Raw genomic sequence first — 15,731 nt, 5'->3', positions numbered from 1 at the left:
TTTCAGTTAATGAAAAGGACAGGTTCTATGTTCTAGACAAGTTCCCAATTTTAAGAAATTTACATAAGAATACTCTTTAAGCATGGATTGGGTGGCAGAATTATCTGCCACCCAATCCATGCTTAACTCATTATTTAGTTTTAAATAGAAACATCACGTAAGCATTGAATAGCGCAGAAGCAACTTAAATCAACAGTAATGCAAGTGGAGGTTGATATTAGTCTTGCATTTGGTACAGCTAAAAACGTACAGATTGGGTCGTCACCAGGTGGTACAGCGGTACCATCACCTAAAACTACAGTTAATACACGCAATACAGCACAGTCATCATCATCTATACTTTCTACGCGGAAAATAGGAGATCGGCAGCTAGTAAGGCTTGAAGATGGTGCAAATGCTTCAAAAGGTTCTCCAGTTTTTGTGTATAAAATAAAAGGACGTGTATTCGCTACTGATGCATTGTTATGTGCACCTAAAAATGGAACTTCGCAACCAGATCCACATGTTGTCGTTGCACATTCTTGTAGTTCATGTATAAAACGAACAACATTCGATACACAGTTGAAATCACACTCATGTTGATGATCTTCATTACAATTGCAGCTCATTATGTTCACTCCTTCTCGTGAGTTCTGACATACACTATTACAATATGAGTGGGATATGGCTGATATTACGTTAATTCTCACGATAAAAACAAGGAATTTATATAGGAGGGATGTACATAACGTGATATAAAAAAAGACATCCTTATTTAGTGGATGTCTTTTCAGGTAAATCTTTTCGCACAGTATATAAAAAACGAGATATATCTAATTTCTTTCCTCTGAAAAATTGCGGAGAAGAAATGTAAAGTTCTTCTTTCGCACGTGTAATGGCGACATACAGTAACCGGCGTTCTTCTTCTAACGCTTCAGAAGTTTCCGTAACACGATCATTTGCATCTTTTAAAGAAGAAGTATGGGGCAGGATTCCATCACTCGCTCCAAGTAAAAAGACACATGGAAATTCAAGGCCTTTTGCGTTATGAATTGACATAAGTGAAACGGCATCTTTTTGCGGCATTGTTTTTAATGCTTCCATTTCTTTTTGACCTTGAATCGCCTCGTCGATAAATTGTAAATAAGCTGGAATATCGGTGAAACGAGTGGCAGACTCCAGTAATTCTTCCAACATTTCTTCTTGTATGTCTTTATGCATCGTAAAGGAAGAACGATCGTTACTTTGTAAGTACTCTAAATATTTTCCTTTACCATGAATGATTTCTTTTAATGCTTTTTTCGGTTCTAATTCTTTAATAAACTTAATAAAATCGATGCGCTCATTTACCTTTTTCACTTGAAAAGGTTTTAAGCTTGGATTTAATAGTAAGAAATGAAGAAGAGAAGGGAAGCGCCCCTCACCATATTTCCATTGTTCACGTTCAATAAATGAAATACAATCATCACGTCCGATATACATCGTCGGCAATATGTTTGAAAGTGATTCTAGTCGAAACGGCTCAATCACGAGTCTTAAATGATCTAATACAGGCTTAATTAAAGAATGTTCATAAAATGATTGGCTCGCTCCGTGTTTAATAAACGGGATTTTATGAATGGTAAGCTGATCAAGTAACGAACGACTTACAGAATGTGTGCGATACAGTAAACAAAAATCTTTAAAGTTACGTTCACCACTCTCTACTTTTTCTTGAATAAGCTGCAAAATTTGATTTGCTTCATCAAGAGTCGTAGCAGGTCTTGCATAAAAAGGTTGTACACCTCCCTCACGAACAGAGTATAGCTCTTTATCAAAACGTTCTTGATTTAATTTTATAACTTCATTTCCAAGCCCGACGATAAAGGGATTGGATCGATAATTCGTATTTAGTGCAATGATTGTTGTGTTATCAAATTCTTTTGGAAAAGATAAAATAATTTGGTGACTTGCTCCTCGCCAGCCGTATATCGCCTGGTCGTCATCACCTGCGATAAATAAATTATTTCTTGGCGTGGCTAACAATTTTACAATTTCATATTGTGCATAGGATGTATCTTGAAACTCATCTACTTCAATGTAGTGAAAACGTTGTTGTAATTGAGTTAGTAAAGGAGCATTATTTTCTAACATATAATATGTTTCCAATAAGATGTCATCGAAATCAATATAATTGTATCTTTGTTTTACCTCTTCAAAACGTTCGTATACTTCTTTAAATTCTTGTTCGACTGGTGTTTTTGCTTTTACATCTTTCGGACGATTTAATTTGTTTTTCTCAAGTGAAATCATCGCGAGCATCGTTTCCGCATCGTAATCGTCTTTTAAACGCAATTCTTTTAAAATTTTTTTTATCATAATTTGTTTATGTTTTTCATTTGCTAAAATTTGTTGATTATACCCTTGGCTACGAAGCAATTTTAAGAAAACAGAGTGGAATGTACCAGCAACTACGTAGCTACTTGCTGCATGATTCATACCCGGTAACTTCGCAACACGACTTCGTATTTCTTCAGCTGCTTTTTGTGTAAATGTAAGTAATAAAATATTTCGTGGATGAACTTGTTTTACATTTACTAAATAACCTACGCGAGTTGTTAAAACAGATGTTTTCCCGCTTCCGGCACCAGCTAGTGTAAGAACAGGACCTTCTGTTGTGCGCACGGCTTCTAATTGTTTTTCGTTTAAAAAAACATTTTGTTGCTCGAGAGCGCGGAAATAAGCCGCATCTACATCTTCTTCCATAATTAAATGGGTAGATGTTTTCGGAATATGATATGTCGCACGCGGAATATCAGCGTGTGTTAACGATTTTTGTGAAAATTTTTCTTGTGTCATATGTTCACCTTCAAAACTATAGCATCAACATTTAACTTTAGCGGAAGAAAAAGAAAATAGCAATGTAAAAAAACAGGAGGGGTCACCTCCTGTTTTCAAATTACAATTCTTTTATCATTACGACGTGCGGGATATTAGCTTCCATAAATACATCAGAACTCGTTACATATCCAAGTTTTTTATAGAAATCTTCAGCATGTGTTTGAGCGTGAAGTTTCAATTTTGGTAGCGAATTTTCTTTTGCATACGCTTCAAGAGAATCCATAACAATTTTTCCAATCCCTTTTTTACGATGGGAATTTAGCACGCAAATGCGTTCCATTTTTCCGATACCATCAAGGATGCGAAAACGTCCAGCACCAACTGGAACATCATTGTCATATATAACAACGTGTGTTGAAGTTTCTTCAAACTCATCGTACTCTTCTTCAGCAGAGACACGTTGTTCATTTACAAACACTTGTTTACGTACAGAGAATGCATCTCTTAGTTGTTCGTCCGTTTGTACAATCTGTGCGTGCAAATTAGTTGTTCCCCTTTCCAAGACGGAATGTTTCGTGTACAGTCCATGTTCCATTTTCTAATTGATATAGAAGATGGAAACGATCAATTGGTTGTTCGTAATAGAAATCTTTCATACGTAATCGGCCCAACACATCAGCATGCTCTGCATCTGATAAGCCTTGTCCGATTGTTAAATGAGGTACGAAAGCATATTCGCGTTCTTGCGTGAATAACCCGCTATGCATTTCTTCATTTAAGAAAGTAAGTTCAGGTGTTTTTTCTACTTTAAAGTAAAGGACGTTATTAACAGGTGCGAATGAACCAACTTTCCCAACATGAAGGGTGAAAGGGTTCGTTTTACTTGCGATTGTATGTAACTCGTTTACAATCGACTCTAATTGTTCATCTTGCGCCTCAAAGGGTGTTTTCAATGTAATATGTGGCGGAACTAATGCGTAGTGCGGGTCATAACGTTTACGCAATCCGTTCGCTTTATCTTGAATCATTTTAGATGGAAAAATTACAATGCCTAATTTCATGTTCCAATTCCTCCCTTTGTAAGTCTAGTTAGATTTTGAGATAAATAAATCTCTTTATCTATTATATCAAATTATTCTGAATACTGCTCTCTATTATTTCATTGATAGAATATGAGAGAAGGCTTTAGGTAAATCAGTCTGCCAATATTTCCAAGTATGATTGCCTTCAAATTCCTCGTAATGCGTGATGAAGTTTCTATCTGTAAGAAGCGTATTTAACTCACGGTTCGGCCCTACGAAATCAGATACTTGTCCATCAGTACGCTTTACAGCCGTTTCTTCTGTACCGATGACGTGATACAGTTCTAACGCCTGTGGATCTTTGAATTCTTTTGCTAAGTTCATCACTGTCTCATCCACAAATGGTGATTGCATAACGACTTTACCGAATGTATGCGGATACATAAGTGCAGTCATAAAGGAAACTGTTCCGCCAAGAGAATCACCAATTAAAACACGACCTTTTCCCATTTGGTACGTTGGATAATTTTCATCAATATATGGTGCAAGTTCATGAGCAAGGAAACGAATATATGCAGCATTTTTTACTTCATTTGGGAAATATTTTTCTTTACGATCATGTACATTTTTATATGGAATACCGACAATAATTGTACGGTCAATTTCTTCGGTTTCACGAAGGCGCTCAATTACACGGTGCGCTTTACCGAGCTGAAAATAATCTCTACCATCTTGTGCAATTACAACTGTATGTTTGTGCAGTGGTGTGTAATTTACTGGTAAATAAACGAGAAGTGTAACATCTTCTTGAAGTGATGCGCTATAAAATGAAATTTCTTCAATTCTCCCTATTGTTTGACTCATGTAGATCCCCCTAAATAAAAATTTACTGTAACGATTGTAAGAGCGACGCTTGTAGTGAAAAGGAAAGAAATATTCACTAATTGGTGCCTTAATTTCTATTTTACCATAATGGTACGAAGAATCTAAAAAATTAGTATTTAAGTTGCGAAAGAAAACGGATATAATGAAGTGGGATTTTTGACAGGTGAGAGGGGAGACAGGATTTGAAACAAGAAAAATCAATCGCACTACCATTAGCAATTTCTATAATTGCCATTTCCTTTGCAGCAGTTTTTGTAAAGATGTCCTCAGCACCATCTTCAATATTAAGTATGTACCGCTTATGGATTATCGTACTTATTATGCTGCCTATCGTATGGAAAAAAAGAGAGGAATTTAATAAGATTCAAATGAAAGATTGGGGCTTTTTAATTGGATCGGGTTTCTTTTTAGCACTGCATTTTCTTTTATGGTTTGAATCTTTAAAGCATACAACAGTTGCTAGTTCAACAATTATTTTGGCACTTCAACCGATCGTATCTTTAGTTGGAGGTTTTTTTCTATTTAAAGAAAGAACAACATATTCAGCCATTGCAACGATGGGAATCGCTATTTTAGGAGTAATGTGCATTGGTTGGGGAGATTTAGGTTTAAGTAAGCAAGCAATTTATGGTGACATATTATCCTTTCTAAGTGTAATAGCGGTTGTCGGTTATTTATTTATCGGGCAAACGACAGTGAAGAAAGTATCGCACTGGATTTATAGCTTTACAGTCTTTGCGTTCGCAGGTCTTTTTATGGGGATTTATAATGTTATATTACAAGTACCCTTTACAGGTTATACGAAGTGGGATTGGACTGTTTTTCTTTTACTTGCGGTTGTGCCGACAGTGTCACATGTAATTAATAACTGGCTATTAAATTATGTAAATGCAACGACAATTTCAATGAGTATTTTAGGAGAACCTGTTGGAGCATCTATACTTGCGTTCTTCTTACTTGGAGAAAAATTAAATGCAATGCAAATGATCGGTAGCATGCTTGTATTGTTTGGTGTATCTGTTTTCTTAATGCAGCAACAAAAGCGAACAGCAAAAAATGTCGTAAACGAGCCGGTGTATACACAGGAATTATAATGTTAGAGAAGAAAAGAGAAGTTATGATACTTCTCTTTTTGTTTTATAGAAATGCGGGCGTAGAAGGGGGAGGAAAATGGAAGAGATATTAAAGAAGTATATGAATAGATTTACAACACTAAGTGAAGAAGAGCAGCAAATGATCCTCAGTGAATTACAAATTGAAGAATATAAAAAAGGAACAGTGCTCCTAAGACAAGGAAATGTTCCATTAAAATGTTATTTTGTATTAAAAGGATGCGTTAGGCAACATAGTATAGATGAAGCAGGGAAAGAAGTTACATCAAATTTTTATACAGAAGAACAGGCAATTTCGAATTTCAACCATCATAAACAAGATAAATCTTCATCTTTTTTTATTAACCTTGTAAAAAGTAAAAACTAAAATATTGAAATCAAGTAAAAGAGTGGCTACGAAGCCACTCTTTTACTTTGGATTTGTCATATAAGGTTGTACATGAATGACACATAGGTCACGAAATTTGCCTTCAGCAGTTGTGACAATTACGACTGCTTTACCTGCACTTTTTCCAGTAATCGTCACGGTGTCACCTTTTGGATATATGGTGATGATATCAGAATTCATATTTGACCAAATAAGCTCTTTATTCGTTGCTTGTATTGGCAAAATGGAAGCAGATAACACAATGTTTTGTCCCGTTTTTATTTTTAATTTATGTTTTTCCATGTGAACACCGATGACTGAAATAACAGAAGGAGCAATTGAAATTTTAGGCGGGTTAGGTTGCATGTTTAAACAAGACGCAGAAGTATTTGTGATAGGTGAAAATTTTCGTGTTTGTTGTTGCTGGAAAGCTGCTAACATGTTGGAGTCCCCTTTCTGTATAAGTGCTGATACTCATACTATAAAGGAGTAGTGTTATGTTAAATTTAACGAAACATAAAGAATTTGTTAAATTTGATAAGAAGATTGTCGAACTGTAAAAAATCTCTGCTGTTACGATAACAGCAGAGATTTTTTTATAAATTATGACGATGTTGTTTTTCGAAATCCTCAAATTGCTCTTCAACTTCTTTTGAAGGTTGTGTTAGTAAACTAACAATTACGATGGCTAGTAAACTAATAGCGAAACCTGGAATCATTTCATATAAGAAATCTTTTAAGAATTTGAATTGAGTCCATATAATAACAGTAGCGGCACCAGAAATCATACCAGCAAGCGCGCCCCATTTCGTCATACGTTTCCAATATAAGCTTAATAAAATAGCAGGTCCGAATGAAGAACCAAACCCAGCCCAAGCGTATCCAACAAGAGCTAAAATCGTATCATTTTGTTTAAGCGCTAATGCACATCCAATTAAAGCGATAACAAGAACAGCCATACGACCGACAAATACAAGTTCTTTATCAGAAGCATCACGCTTAAAGAATGTTCTATATAAGTCTTCTGTTACTGCACTCGAAGTAACGAGAAGTTGAGAAGAAATTGTACTCATAATAGCTGCTAAAATAGCTGCTAATAAAAATCCAGTAATAAGTGGATGGAATAAAATAGTGCCAAGTTCAACGAAAATCGTTTCTGGATCAGAAAGTTTTAAACCTGCTTTTGAATAGTATGCAATACCGATAAGGCCAGTAAACATAGCTCCAGCAACAGAAAAAATCATCCAGCTCATACCAATACGTCGTGCACTTTTAATTTCTTTTACAGAAGAAATCGCCATAAAGCGTACAATAATATGTGGTTGTCCAACATAACCAAGTCCCCATGCGAATAATGAAATAATTCCTAATACAGAAGTACCTTTAAAAATATCTAATAATGCCGGATCGATAGATTTAATTGTTTCAAATGCTGGACCAAGTCCATTTACGTGCATAATTGTTACGACTGGAACAAGAATAAGAGCGACTACCATAATGATTCCTTGCACGAAGTCTGTCCAACTTACAGCTAAAAATCCACCAAATAATGTGTAAGCTACGACAACTCCACCAACGATAAGAAGACCAACATGGTAATTGAGTCCAAATGAATTTTCGAATAATACAGCACCAGAGACAAATCCTGAAGCTACATAAAACGTGAAAAATATCATAATAACAAGTCCAGATACTAAACGTAGCATATGGGATTTGTCGTGGAAACGGTGTTCCAAAAATTCTGGGATAGTAATAGAGTTATTTGCAATTTCAGAGTAGGTACGTAAGCGAGGAGCGACATAGATCCAGTTTGCATATGCGCCTAATGTTAGGCCAATCGCAATCCAGCTACTACTTAATCCAACGCTAAACATTGCACCGGGTAAGCCCATTAAAAGCCAACCACTCATATCAGCTGCTCCAGCACTTAATGCTGTTACTGCGGGGCCTAGTGTACGCCCGCCAAGCATATAATCTGTTAAGTTGGATGTTTGCTTATAAGCGAAATAGCCGATAATTAGCATCCCGAGCATGTAAATAGAGATAGAAGTTAAAATTAACATCTGCGTACTCATGTAGTTCCCCTTTCTTTTGTCATGTCTTTTGATGCGTTATGCATATTTATCCCGCATGAACGGGCAGTAAAACTCCCACCTTAAAATTGGATGGGCAAGGAAGTTAGGTGGGAGATCAACTGCCCGTAAATGCCCGATTAGTTCAACTAATAATAAGTGGGGGATGAACAAAACCCCTACTGATTAAAGTTTCACTTTATAATCTATCATGATTATTCTGAAAAATCCATATAGAAATATGAATTTTCAGAAATGTAAGCGTTTTTCGATGTCATTTTACTTTTTTAATATATAATATTCATACAAAAAACCTTATTTTTAATAGAGTATTTATTATATTTACATAAAAAGAGGTTGTTTTGTCAATATAATATTGAAAGGAAAGAAAAATAAAATTTTTAAAAAAGTATTGACTTGTGAAAAAAGTCAGGTCTATAATGAGTGCAACTTAAAAAAATGCAAGCGTTGATGAAGAAGAGTACACATGATGAACATGTCAGAGAGCTGATGGTTGGTGCGAATCAGTATGGAATTGATGTGGAATGGGCTTCGGAGCTTCCAAACCGAAACGAAAGAAGTAGGCTTTGGCGACATGATCTCATCGATACAAGAGACACGTATTGTTTTTGATACGGTAAAGTGCGTTACATTTGTAACGAATTAAGGTGGCACCACGGGAGTACCCGTCCTTTCTATAGGATGAGTACTCCCTTTTTGTGTATAAAAAATTAAATAAATGAAATCGTTTAAGTAAGAAGAGTACGTATATTGGAGACGTTACAGAGAGCCGGGAATAGGTGGGAGCCCGGTACGGTGCCATATACGGAATGGGCTTACGAGAGGTATGCTGAACAATTTTTTTCAGTAGGCAACCCGGGTTCCGCCGTTACAAGGATAAGGTATAAATTTTGTACCTGAACAAAGCGGGATGCTTTTGCATCCAACACGAGGTGGTACCGCGGTATATTTATCGTCCTCTACATATTTTCGATATGTAGAGGACTTTTTTATTTTTCAGGGCGAGGTGAAGGACATGATGACGAAAGAAGAATTTATAAAACAAAAAAGAGAGAGAAAGACATTTTTAGTAATCACTGAAGAAGAAGGAGATAGCATTACGCCAATTTCTTTATATAGACGTATGAAAGGGAAGAAGAAATTCTTATTAGAAAGTTCACAGCTTCATCAAGATAAAGGGCGTTATTCTTACTTAGGATGTAATCCTTATGGAGAAGTGAAAAGCGTTTGTACGGAAGTGGAACGAACGATTTACGGCCGGGCAGAAAAGTTACAAGGTAACGTACTACAAGTGTTAGAAGAAGTAATCGCACCATCACAAGTAGACAGTCCATTTCCATTTTGCGGAGGAGCAGTTGGTTATATTGGGTATGATGTCATTCGGCAGTATGAAAACATTGGAACGGATTTACACGACCCATTAAATATTCCAGAAGTACACCTTTTACTATATCGTGAGTTTATCGTTTACGATCATTTACGCCAAAAGTTGTCGTTTGTATATGTATGCAGGGGAGATGATTCAGCAGATTATGAGGAAGTATACGAAAGGATGCGAGTATACAAAGAGGAAGTGCTACAAGGAGAAGTAGCCGAAGTAAATGCAATACAATCCACATTATCATTTACTTCTTCTATAACGGAAAAAGAGTTTTGTGAGATGGTAGAAATTGCGAAAGAATATATAAGAGCGGGAGACATATTCCAAGTCGTACTATCACAGCGTTTACAAAGTGAATGTATTGGGGATCCATTCGCGTTATACCGAAAACTTCGAATTGCAAATCCATCACCATATATGTTCTATATCGATTTTCAAGATTATGTTGTACTCGGTTCTTCGCCGGAAAGTTTACTATCAGTAAGGGAGGATAAAGTGATGACGAATCCAATTGCTGGTACAAGGCCGAGGGGGAAAACGAAGAGGGAAGACGAGGAAATCGCAAAAGAACTGTTAGGCAATGAGAAAGAGCGAGCAGAGCATATGATGCTTGTAGATCTTGGGCGAAACGATATTGGTAGAGTGAGCGAAATCGGCTCGGTTACGATAGATAAATATATGAAAGTAGAAAAATACTCTCACGTTATGCACATTGTATCTGAAGTTTACGGAACATTGCGAAAACAGATGGGCGGATTTGATGCGTTAGCGTATTGCTTACCAGCAGGGACGGTTTCTGGAGCTCCGAAAATTAGAGCGATGGAAATTATAAATGAACTAGAGAATGAAAAAAGAAATGTATACGCTGGTGCAGTTGGATACGTTAGTTTTTCAGGAAATCTTGATATGGCGCTCGCCATTCGAACGATGGTCGTAAAGGATGAAAAAGCATACGTTCAAGCAGGAGCAGGAGTCGTTTACGATTCAGATCCAGTAGCTGAATATGAAGAAACATTAAATAAAGCGAGAGCGCTTTTGGAGGTAATGAAATGATTGTACTTATCGATAATTACGATTCGTTCACATATAACTTGTATCAACTGTTAGGCGAACATGAAGAAGAAATTGTAGTTGTAAGAAATGATGAAATAACGATAGAACAGTTAGAAGAGATGAATCCAAGAGGAATTGTACTTTCACCAGGACCAGGAAAACCAGAGGATGCTGGCATTTGTATCGACGTCATCCGTCATTTTTATAAGAACGTTCCCATATTAGGGATTTGTCTTGGCCACCAAGCGATCATAGCTGCATTTGGAGGAGACATTGTTAGAGCAGAACGTATTAAACATGGAAAAACATCGCGTGTGAAACATAACGGAATGTCAATCTTTTCATACGCTACACAGCCGTTAACGGCAATGCGCTATCATTCCCTTGTTGCAGAGCAAACGAGCTTGCCAGAGTGTTTTGACATATTAGCGACAGCGATGGACGACGGAGAAATAATGGCAGTCCGTCACAATTATTATCCGCTCTTCGGATTACAGTTTCATCCGGAATCAATCGCAACAGAAGAAGGCGGAAAGTTAATACGTGCCTTTTTAACAGAAGTAAAAGAGGAGGAAAGAGTATGAATAACTATCTTCGTAAATTAGTTGAGGGTCAACATTTAACAGAAGAGGAAATGTATAAAGTAGGATTACTTTTATTAAGTGAAAACATATTAGAAAGTGAAATTGCAGCTTTCTTAGTCTTACTGAAAGCGAAAGGTGAAACTGCAGAAGAAATATACGGTCTCGTTCGAGCTCTTCGCGAAAAGGCATTGCCGTTTTCGAACCATATACAAGGAGCAATGGATAATTGCGGGACGGGTGGCGATGGTGCTCAAACGTTTAATATTAGCACAACATCAGCATTCGTACTGGCAGGAGCAGGTGTAAAGGTTGCAAAACATGGTAATCGTGCTGTTTCTAGTAAAACAGGAAGTGCAGACTTATTAGAAGAACTCGGTGTAAATATTAGCAGTACGCCAAGCGAAATTGATTATTTACTAGAGCATGTAGGTATTGCATTTTTATTTGCACCAGCGATGCATCCAGCACTAAGGCGCATTATGAAAATAAGAAAAGAATTAAACGTACCGACGATCTTTAACTTAATTGGCCCTTTAACAAATCCAGTGAATTTAGAAACACAATTTGTCGGTATTTATAAACGAGATATGTTATTACCAGTTGCACAAGTATTACAAAAGTTAGGCCGGAAACAAGCGCTTGTCGTAAATGGAAGTGGTTTTTTAGATGAAGCATCATTACAAGGGGAAAATCACGTTGTCATTTTAAAAGATAATGAAATAGTTGAAACGAGTATTGAACCTGAGAAATACGGTTTCTCAATAGTGAACAATGAAGAGATTAGAGGCGGGGATTCGAAAGAAAATGCAAAGATTACAGTCGGCGTATTGAGCGGAGAAAAGAGTGTTTACCGCGATACCGTTTTATTAAATGCAGGTCTAGCTCTTTTCGCAAATGGAAAAACGGAAACGATTGAAGAAGGAATTAAACTCGCGGCACATAGCATCGATTCTGGAAAAGCATTAACCAAATTAAACTTATTAATTGCAGCAAGCAACGAAAAATTAGAAAGGGTGAACTAAAGTGGGGACGATTTTAGATAAAATTGTAGAACAGAAGAAAAAGGAAGTTACGGAGTTATATGAAATATATACACCAGTAAAAGCAAAAAGAAAGACACATTCACTTGTAGAAGCGTTACAGCAGTTTACTGTCATTGCAGAAGTAAAGCGAGCATCACCATCAAAAGGAGATATCAATTTACACGTTGACGTACGAAGACAAGTGGAAACATATGAGAAATGTGGTGCAGGAGCAGTCTCTGTTTTAACAGATGGTCAATTTTTTAAAGGATCGTTTCACGATTTACAAACAGCAAGAGAAGAAAGTAACATTCCGCTTTTATGTAAAGATTTCATAATCGATAAGATTCAAATCGATAGAGCGTATGAAGCGGGAGCAGATATTATTTTACTAATTGTAGCAGCGTTAACGAAAGAGAAGTTAAAAGAGTTGTATAGCTACGTGTTAGAAAAAGGATTGGAAGCGATTGTTGAAGTTCATGATGAACAGGAATTAGAAACTGCGATTGTATTAAATCCGCACGTTATTGGCATTAATAATCGTAATTTAAAAACGTTCGAAGTAGATTTAAGCCAAACTGAAAAGCTTGGAAAAAGATTGAATGAGGAGAAACTACTTTGGATTAGTGAAAGTGGCATTCATTCAAAAGAAGATATTATTCGTGTTAAAAGAGCTGGAGCAAAAGGTGTATTAGTTGGAGAGGCGCTTATGACATCATCTTCTATTAGTAGTTTTTTTGAAGATTGTAAGGTGAATATATGAAAGTGAAAATTTGCGGCATCACTGATATGGAAACAGCGAAAAGTGCGTGCGAATACGGCGCAGATGCACTCGGATTTGTTTTTGCAGAAAGTAAACGGAAAATCACTCCAAAGAGAGCGAAAGAAATCATTCAGGAGCTTCCAGCCAACGTGTTAAAAATCGGTGTTTTCGTAAATGAATCAGTAGAAGTGATCCAGAAAATTGCAGATGAGTGCGGGTTAACACATGTACAACTACATGGAGATGAAGATAATTATCAAATCAGAAGATTGAATATTCCGTCTATAAAATCACTAGGAGTAACTTCAGAGAGTGATATGAAAAACGCTCAAGGGTATGAAACGGATTATATATTATTTGATAGCCCGAAAGAAAAGTTTCATGGAGGAAATGGAAAGACATTTTCATGGGAACTACTTGGGCATATGCCAAAAGAATTGCGAAAGAAAACGATATTAGCTGGTGGATTAAACGCTCTTAATATAGAAGAAGCAATTCGAACTGTTCGGCCTTATATGGTCGATGTGAGCAGCGGAGTAGAGACAGAAGGAAAGAAAGATGTAGAGAAAATAAAACAATTTATTATAAAAGCGAAGGAGTGTTCCAAATGAACTACGCATATCCAGATGAAAAAGGACATTACGGTATATACGGAGGACGATACGTTCCAGAAACGTTAATGCAATCTGTACTAGAACTAGAAGAAGCATATAAAGAAGCGATGCAAGATGAAGCATTTCAAAAGGAATTAAATCATTATTTAAAAACGTACGTCGGAAGAGAAACACCGCTATATTATGCTGAAAATATGACGAAGTATTGCGGTGGTGCAAAGATTTATTTAAAACGTGAAGATTTGAACCATACAGGAGCTCATAAAATTAACAATACAATCGGTCAGGCACTACTTGCAGTGCGAATGGGCAAGAAAAAAGTTGTCGCTGAAACAGGAGCTGGACAACACGGAGTTGCAACAGCTACTGTATGTGCTCTTCTCGGATTAGAATGCGTCATTTTTATGGGAGAAGAAGATGTAAGACGTCAAAAATTAAATGTGTTCCGAATGGAATTACTCGGAGCGAAAGTAGAAAGTGTAGCGGCAGGTAGCGGTACATTAAAAGATGCGGTAAACGAGGCGCTTCGTTACTGGGTTTCACATGTGCATGATACGCACTACATTATGGGATCTGTTCTCGGACCACATCCATTCCCGCAAATTGTACGTGATTTCCAAAGTGTAATTGGGAATGAGACGAAGAAACAATATGAAGAATTAGAGGGGAAATTACCAGAAGCAGTTGTTGCTTGCATTGGTGGTGGGAGTAACGCGATGGGAATGTTTTATCCATTTGTACATGATGAAGAAGTTGCTCTTTACGGCGTAGAAGCAGCTGGAAAAGGCGTTCATACAGAAAAGCATGCAGCAACTTTAACGAAAGGAAGCGTTGGTGTCCTGCACGGATCAATGATGTATCTTCTGCAAAATGAAGAAGGGCAAATTCAAGAAGCACACTCTATTTCAGCAGGACTTGATTATCCAGGTGTTGGTCCAGAACATAGTTTGCTAAAAGATATTGGCCGCGTTTCTTATCAGTCGATAACAGACGAAGAAGCATTAGAAGCATTTCAATTATTAACGAAAAAAGAAGGCATTATCCCGGCGTTAGAAAGTTCACATGCTGTCGCATACGCATTAAAATTAGCGCCGCAAATGAAGACAGACGAAGGGCTTGTCATTTGTTTATCAGGCCGCGGGGATAAAGATGTAGAGAGTATAAAACGTTATATGGAAGAGGTGTAAAAAATGGGAGTAGAAAAAATTAAAGCAGCGTTTGAAAATGGCAAGAAAGCATTTATTCCGTATGTAATGGGCGGAGATGGCGGCCTTGAAAAATTAAAAGAAAGAATTCGTTTTTTAGATGAAGCTGGAGCAAGCATCGTTGAAATTGGTATTCCGTTTTCAGATCCAGTCGCGGATGGCCCAACGATTCAAAGAGCAGGAAAGCGAGCGCTAGATAGCGGCGTAACATTAAAAGGCATTTTTCAAGCGTTAGCAGAGGTAAGGAAAGAAGTGCAAATTCCGTTTGTACTCATGACATATTTAAATCCAGTACTTGCATTCGGAAAAGAACGATTTGTAGAGAAGTGCTTAGAGGCCGGTGTGGATGGTATTATTGTTCCAGACTTACCGTATGAAGAACAAAATATTATTGCGCCGTTACTTCGAGAGGCAAACATTGCGCTCATTCCACTCGTTACCGTAACGAGTCCTATTGAAAGAATTGAAAAAATTACGAGTGAATCAGAAGGGTTCGTTTATGCTGTTACAGTAGCGGGCGTAACGGGAGTACGTCAAAACTTTAAAGAGGAGATTCATAGTTACTTAGAAAAAGTAAAATCACACGTCAACTTACCAGTAGTCGCTGGATTCGGCATTTCAACAAAAGAACATATAGAAGAAATGGTTACAATATGCGACGGAGTTGTCGTTGGAAGTAAAGTGATTGAGCTGTTAGAAAATGAAAAACGAGAAGAAATATGTGAATTAATACAGGCAACAAAACAAAAAGAAGAGGCGTAGTCTCTTCTTTTTGTTTTGCGTAATAAATGTTAAAATATACAGAAAATACATATAATTCAGAGGGTGAGA

15 protein-coding genes, 1 pseudogene and 2 other annotated features are annotated in these 15,731 nt (G+C 37.0%); of the genes and pseudogenes, 9 read left to right on the top strand and 7 right to left on the bottom strand.

What is annotated here, in order from left to right:
* Positions 1-140 precede the first annotated feature (140 nt).
* From cotY to AU379_RS21150, 5 genes are all read right to left on the bottom strand, one after another.
* Positions 141-608, bottom strand: a complete 468-nt coding sequence (cotY, locus tag AU379_RS21170) for a spore coat protein CotY (RefSeq protein ID WP_001277719.1) — start codon at positions 606-608, stop codon at positions 141-143.
* Positions 609-750: 142 nt separating this feature from the next.
* Positions 751-2,817 (bottom strand): ATP-dependent helicase, encoded by a 2,067-nt coding sequence (locus AU379_RS21165; RefSeq protein WP_061139694.1) that lies wholly within the window; start codon positions 2,815-2,817, stop codon positions 751-753.
* A gap of 100 nt (positions 2,818-2,917) precedes the next feature.
* Positions 2,918-3,340 carry a GNAT family N-acetyltransferase gene (locus AU379_RS21160; RefSeq protein ID WP_000543295.1) on the bottom strand — a complete coding sequence of 141 codons (423 nt, stop codon included), beginning with the start codon at positions 3,338-3,340 and terminating at the stop codon, positions 2,918-2,920.
* Between the two features lies 1 nt (position 3,341).
* A complete protein-coding gene (locus AU379_RS21155) occupies positions 3,342-3,860 on the bottom strand; it encodes a YjcG family protein (protein WP_000765863.1) in 519 nt (172 codons plus the stop codon).
* Positions 3,861-3,953: 93 nt separating this feature from the next.
* On the bottom strand, positions 3,954-4,685 hold the full coding sequence (locus tag AU379_RS21150; protein ID WP_000084013.1) for an alpha/beta hydrolase-fold protein: 732 nt from the start codon (positions 4,683-4,685) through the stop codon (positions 3,954-3,956).
* A 203-nt stretch (positions 4,686-4,888) separates the two neighbouring features.
* Between AU379_RS21150 and AU379_RS21145 the strand changes: the two genes are divergently transcribed.
* Together AU379_RS21145 and AU379_RS21140 are read left to right on the top strand one after the other, a co-directional pair.
* Positions 4,889-5,800 carry a DMT family transporter gene (locus AU379_RS21145; protein WP_000806935.1) on the top strand — a complete coding sequence of 304 codons (912 nt, stop codon included), beginning with the start codon at positions 4,889-4,891 and terminating at the stop codon, positions 5,798-5,800.
* A 76-nt stretch (positions 5,801-5,876) separates the two neighbouring features.
* Positions 5,877-6,149 (top strand): annotated as a pseudogene (locus AU379_RS21140) (cyclic nucleotide-binding domain-containing protein); the annotation flags it as partial.
* Positions 6,150-6,227: 78 nt separating this feature from the next.
* Here the strand turns inward: AU379_RS21140 and AU379_RS21135 are convergent.
* Together AU379_RS21135 and putP are read right to left on the bottom strand one after the other, a co-directional pair.
* Positions 6,228-6,626: an Ig-like domain-containing protein gene (locus AU379_RS21135; RefSeq protein WP_000878734.1), complete on the bottom strand. Its 399-nt coding sequence runs from the start codon at positions 6,624-6,626 to the stop codon at positions 6,228-6,230.
* 155 nt (positions 6,627-6,781) lie between these two features.
* Entirely contained in the window at positions 6,782-8,260 is a 1,479-nt protein-coding gene (gene putP, locus AU379_RS21130; protein ID WP_000107188.1) for a sodium/proline symporter PutP, read from the bottom strand.
* Positions 8,261-8,716: 456 nt separating this feature from the next.
* Positions 8,717-8,954, top strand: a binding site (T-box leader).
* A gap of 42 nt (positions 8,955-8,996) precedes the next feature.
* Positions 8,997-9,241, top strand: a binding site (T-box leader).
* Between the two features lie 52 nt (positions 9,242-9,293).
* Between putP and trpE the strand changes: the two genes are divergently transcribed.
* The 7 genes from trpE to trpA are packed head-to-tail and all read left to right on the top strand — an operon-like array spanning position 9,294 to position 15,662.
* Positions 9,294-10,712 (top strand): anthranilate synthase component I, encoded by a 1,419-nt coding sequence (gene trpE, locus AU379_RS21125; RefSeq protein ID WP_033685687.1) that lies wholly within the window; start codon positions 9,294-9,296, stop codon positions 10,710-10,712.
* On the top strand, positions 10,709-11,296 hold the full coding sequence (locus AU379_RS21120) for an aminodeoxychorismate/anthranilate synthase component II (protein WP_000636317.1): 588 nt from the start codon (positions 10,709-10,711) through the stop codon (positions 11,294-11,296). Before trpE ends, AU379_RS21120 begins: the two co-directional genes overlap by 4 nt.
* Entirely contained in the window at positions 11,293-12,318 is a 1,026-nt protein-coding gene (trpD, locus tag AU379_RS21115) for an anthranilate phosphoribosyltransferase (protein WP_061139693.1), read from the top strand. The genes AU379_RS21120 and trpD overlap by 4 nt, the downstream gene beginning before the upstream one ends.
* A gap of 1 nt (position 12,319) precedes the next feature.
* Positions 12,320-13,081, top strand: coding sequence for an indole-3-glycerol phosphate synthase TrpC (gene trpC, locus AU379_RS21110; protein ID WP_000536715.1), 762 nt, complete (start codon positions 12,320-12,322; stop codon positions 13,079-13,081).
* On the top strand, positions 13,078-13,692 hold the full coding sequence (trpF, locus tag AU379_RS21105) for an N-(5'phosphoribosyl)anthranilate isomerase (protein ID WP_000865125.1): 615 nt from the start codon (positions 13,078-13,080) through the stop codon (positions 13,690-13,692). Before trpC ends, trpF begins: the two co-directional genes overlap by 4 nt.
* Positions 13,689-14,882 carry a tryptophan synthase subunit beta gene (gene trpB / locus AU379_RS21100; protein WP_061139692.1) on the top strand — a complete coding sequence of 398 codons (1,194 nt, stop codon included), beginning with the start codon at positions 13,689-13,691 and terminating at the stop codon, positions 14,880-14,882. Before trpF ends, trpB begins: the two co-directional genes overlap by 4 nt.
* Before the next feature lie 3 nt (positions 14,883-14,885).
* Entirely contained in the window at positions 14,886-15,662 is a 777-nt protein-coding gene (gene trpA, locus AU379_RS21095; protein WP_000537824.1) for a tryptophan synthase subunit alpha, read from the top strand.
* The last annotated feature ends 69 nt before the right edge of the window (positions 15,663-15,731 follow it).

It is taken from the genome of Bacillus sp. JH7, assembly GCF_001563515.1.
GTDB lineage: Bacteria > Bacillota > Bacilli > Bacillales > Bacillaceae_G > Bacillus_A > Bacillus_A cereus.
This window is presented reverse-complemented; position numbering and strand designations above follow the sequence as displayed.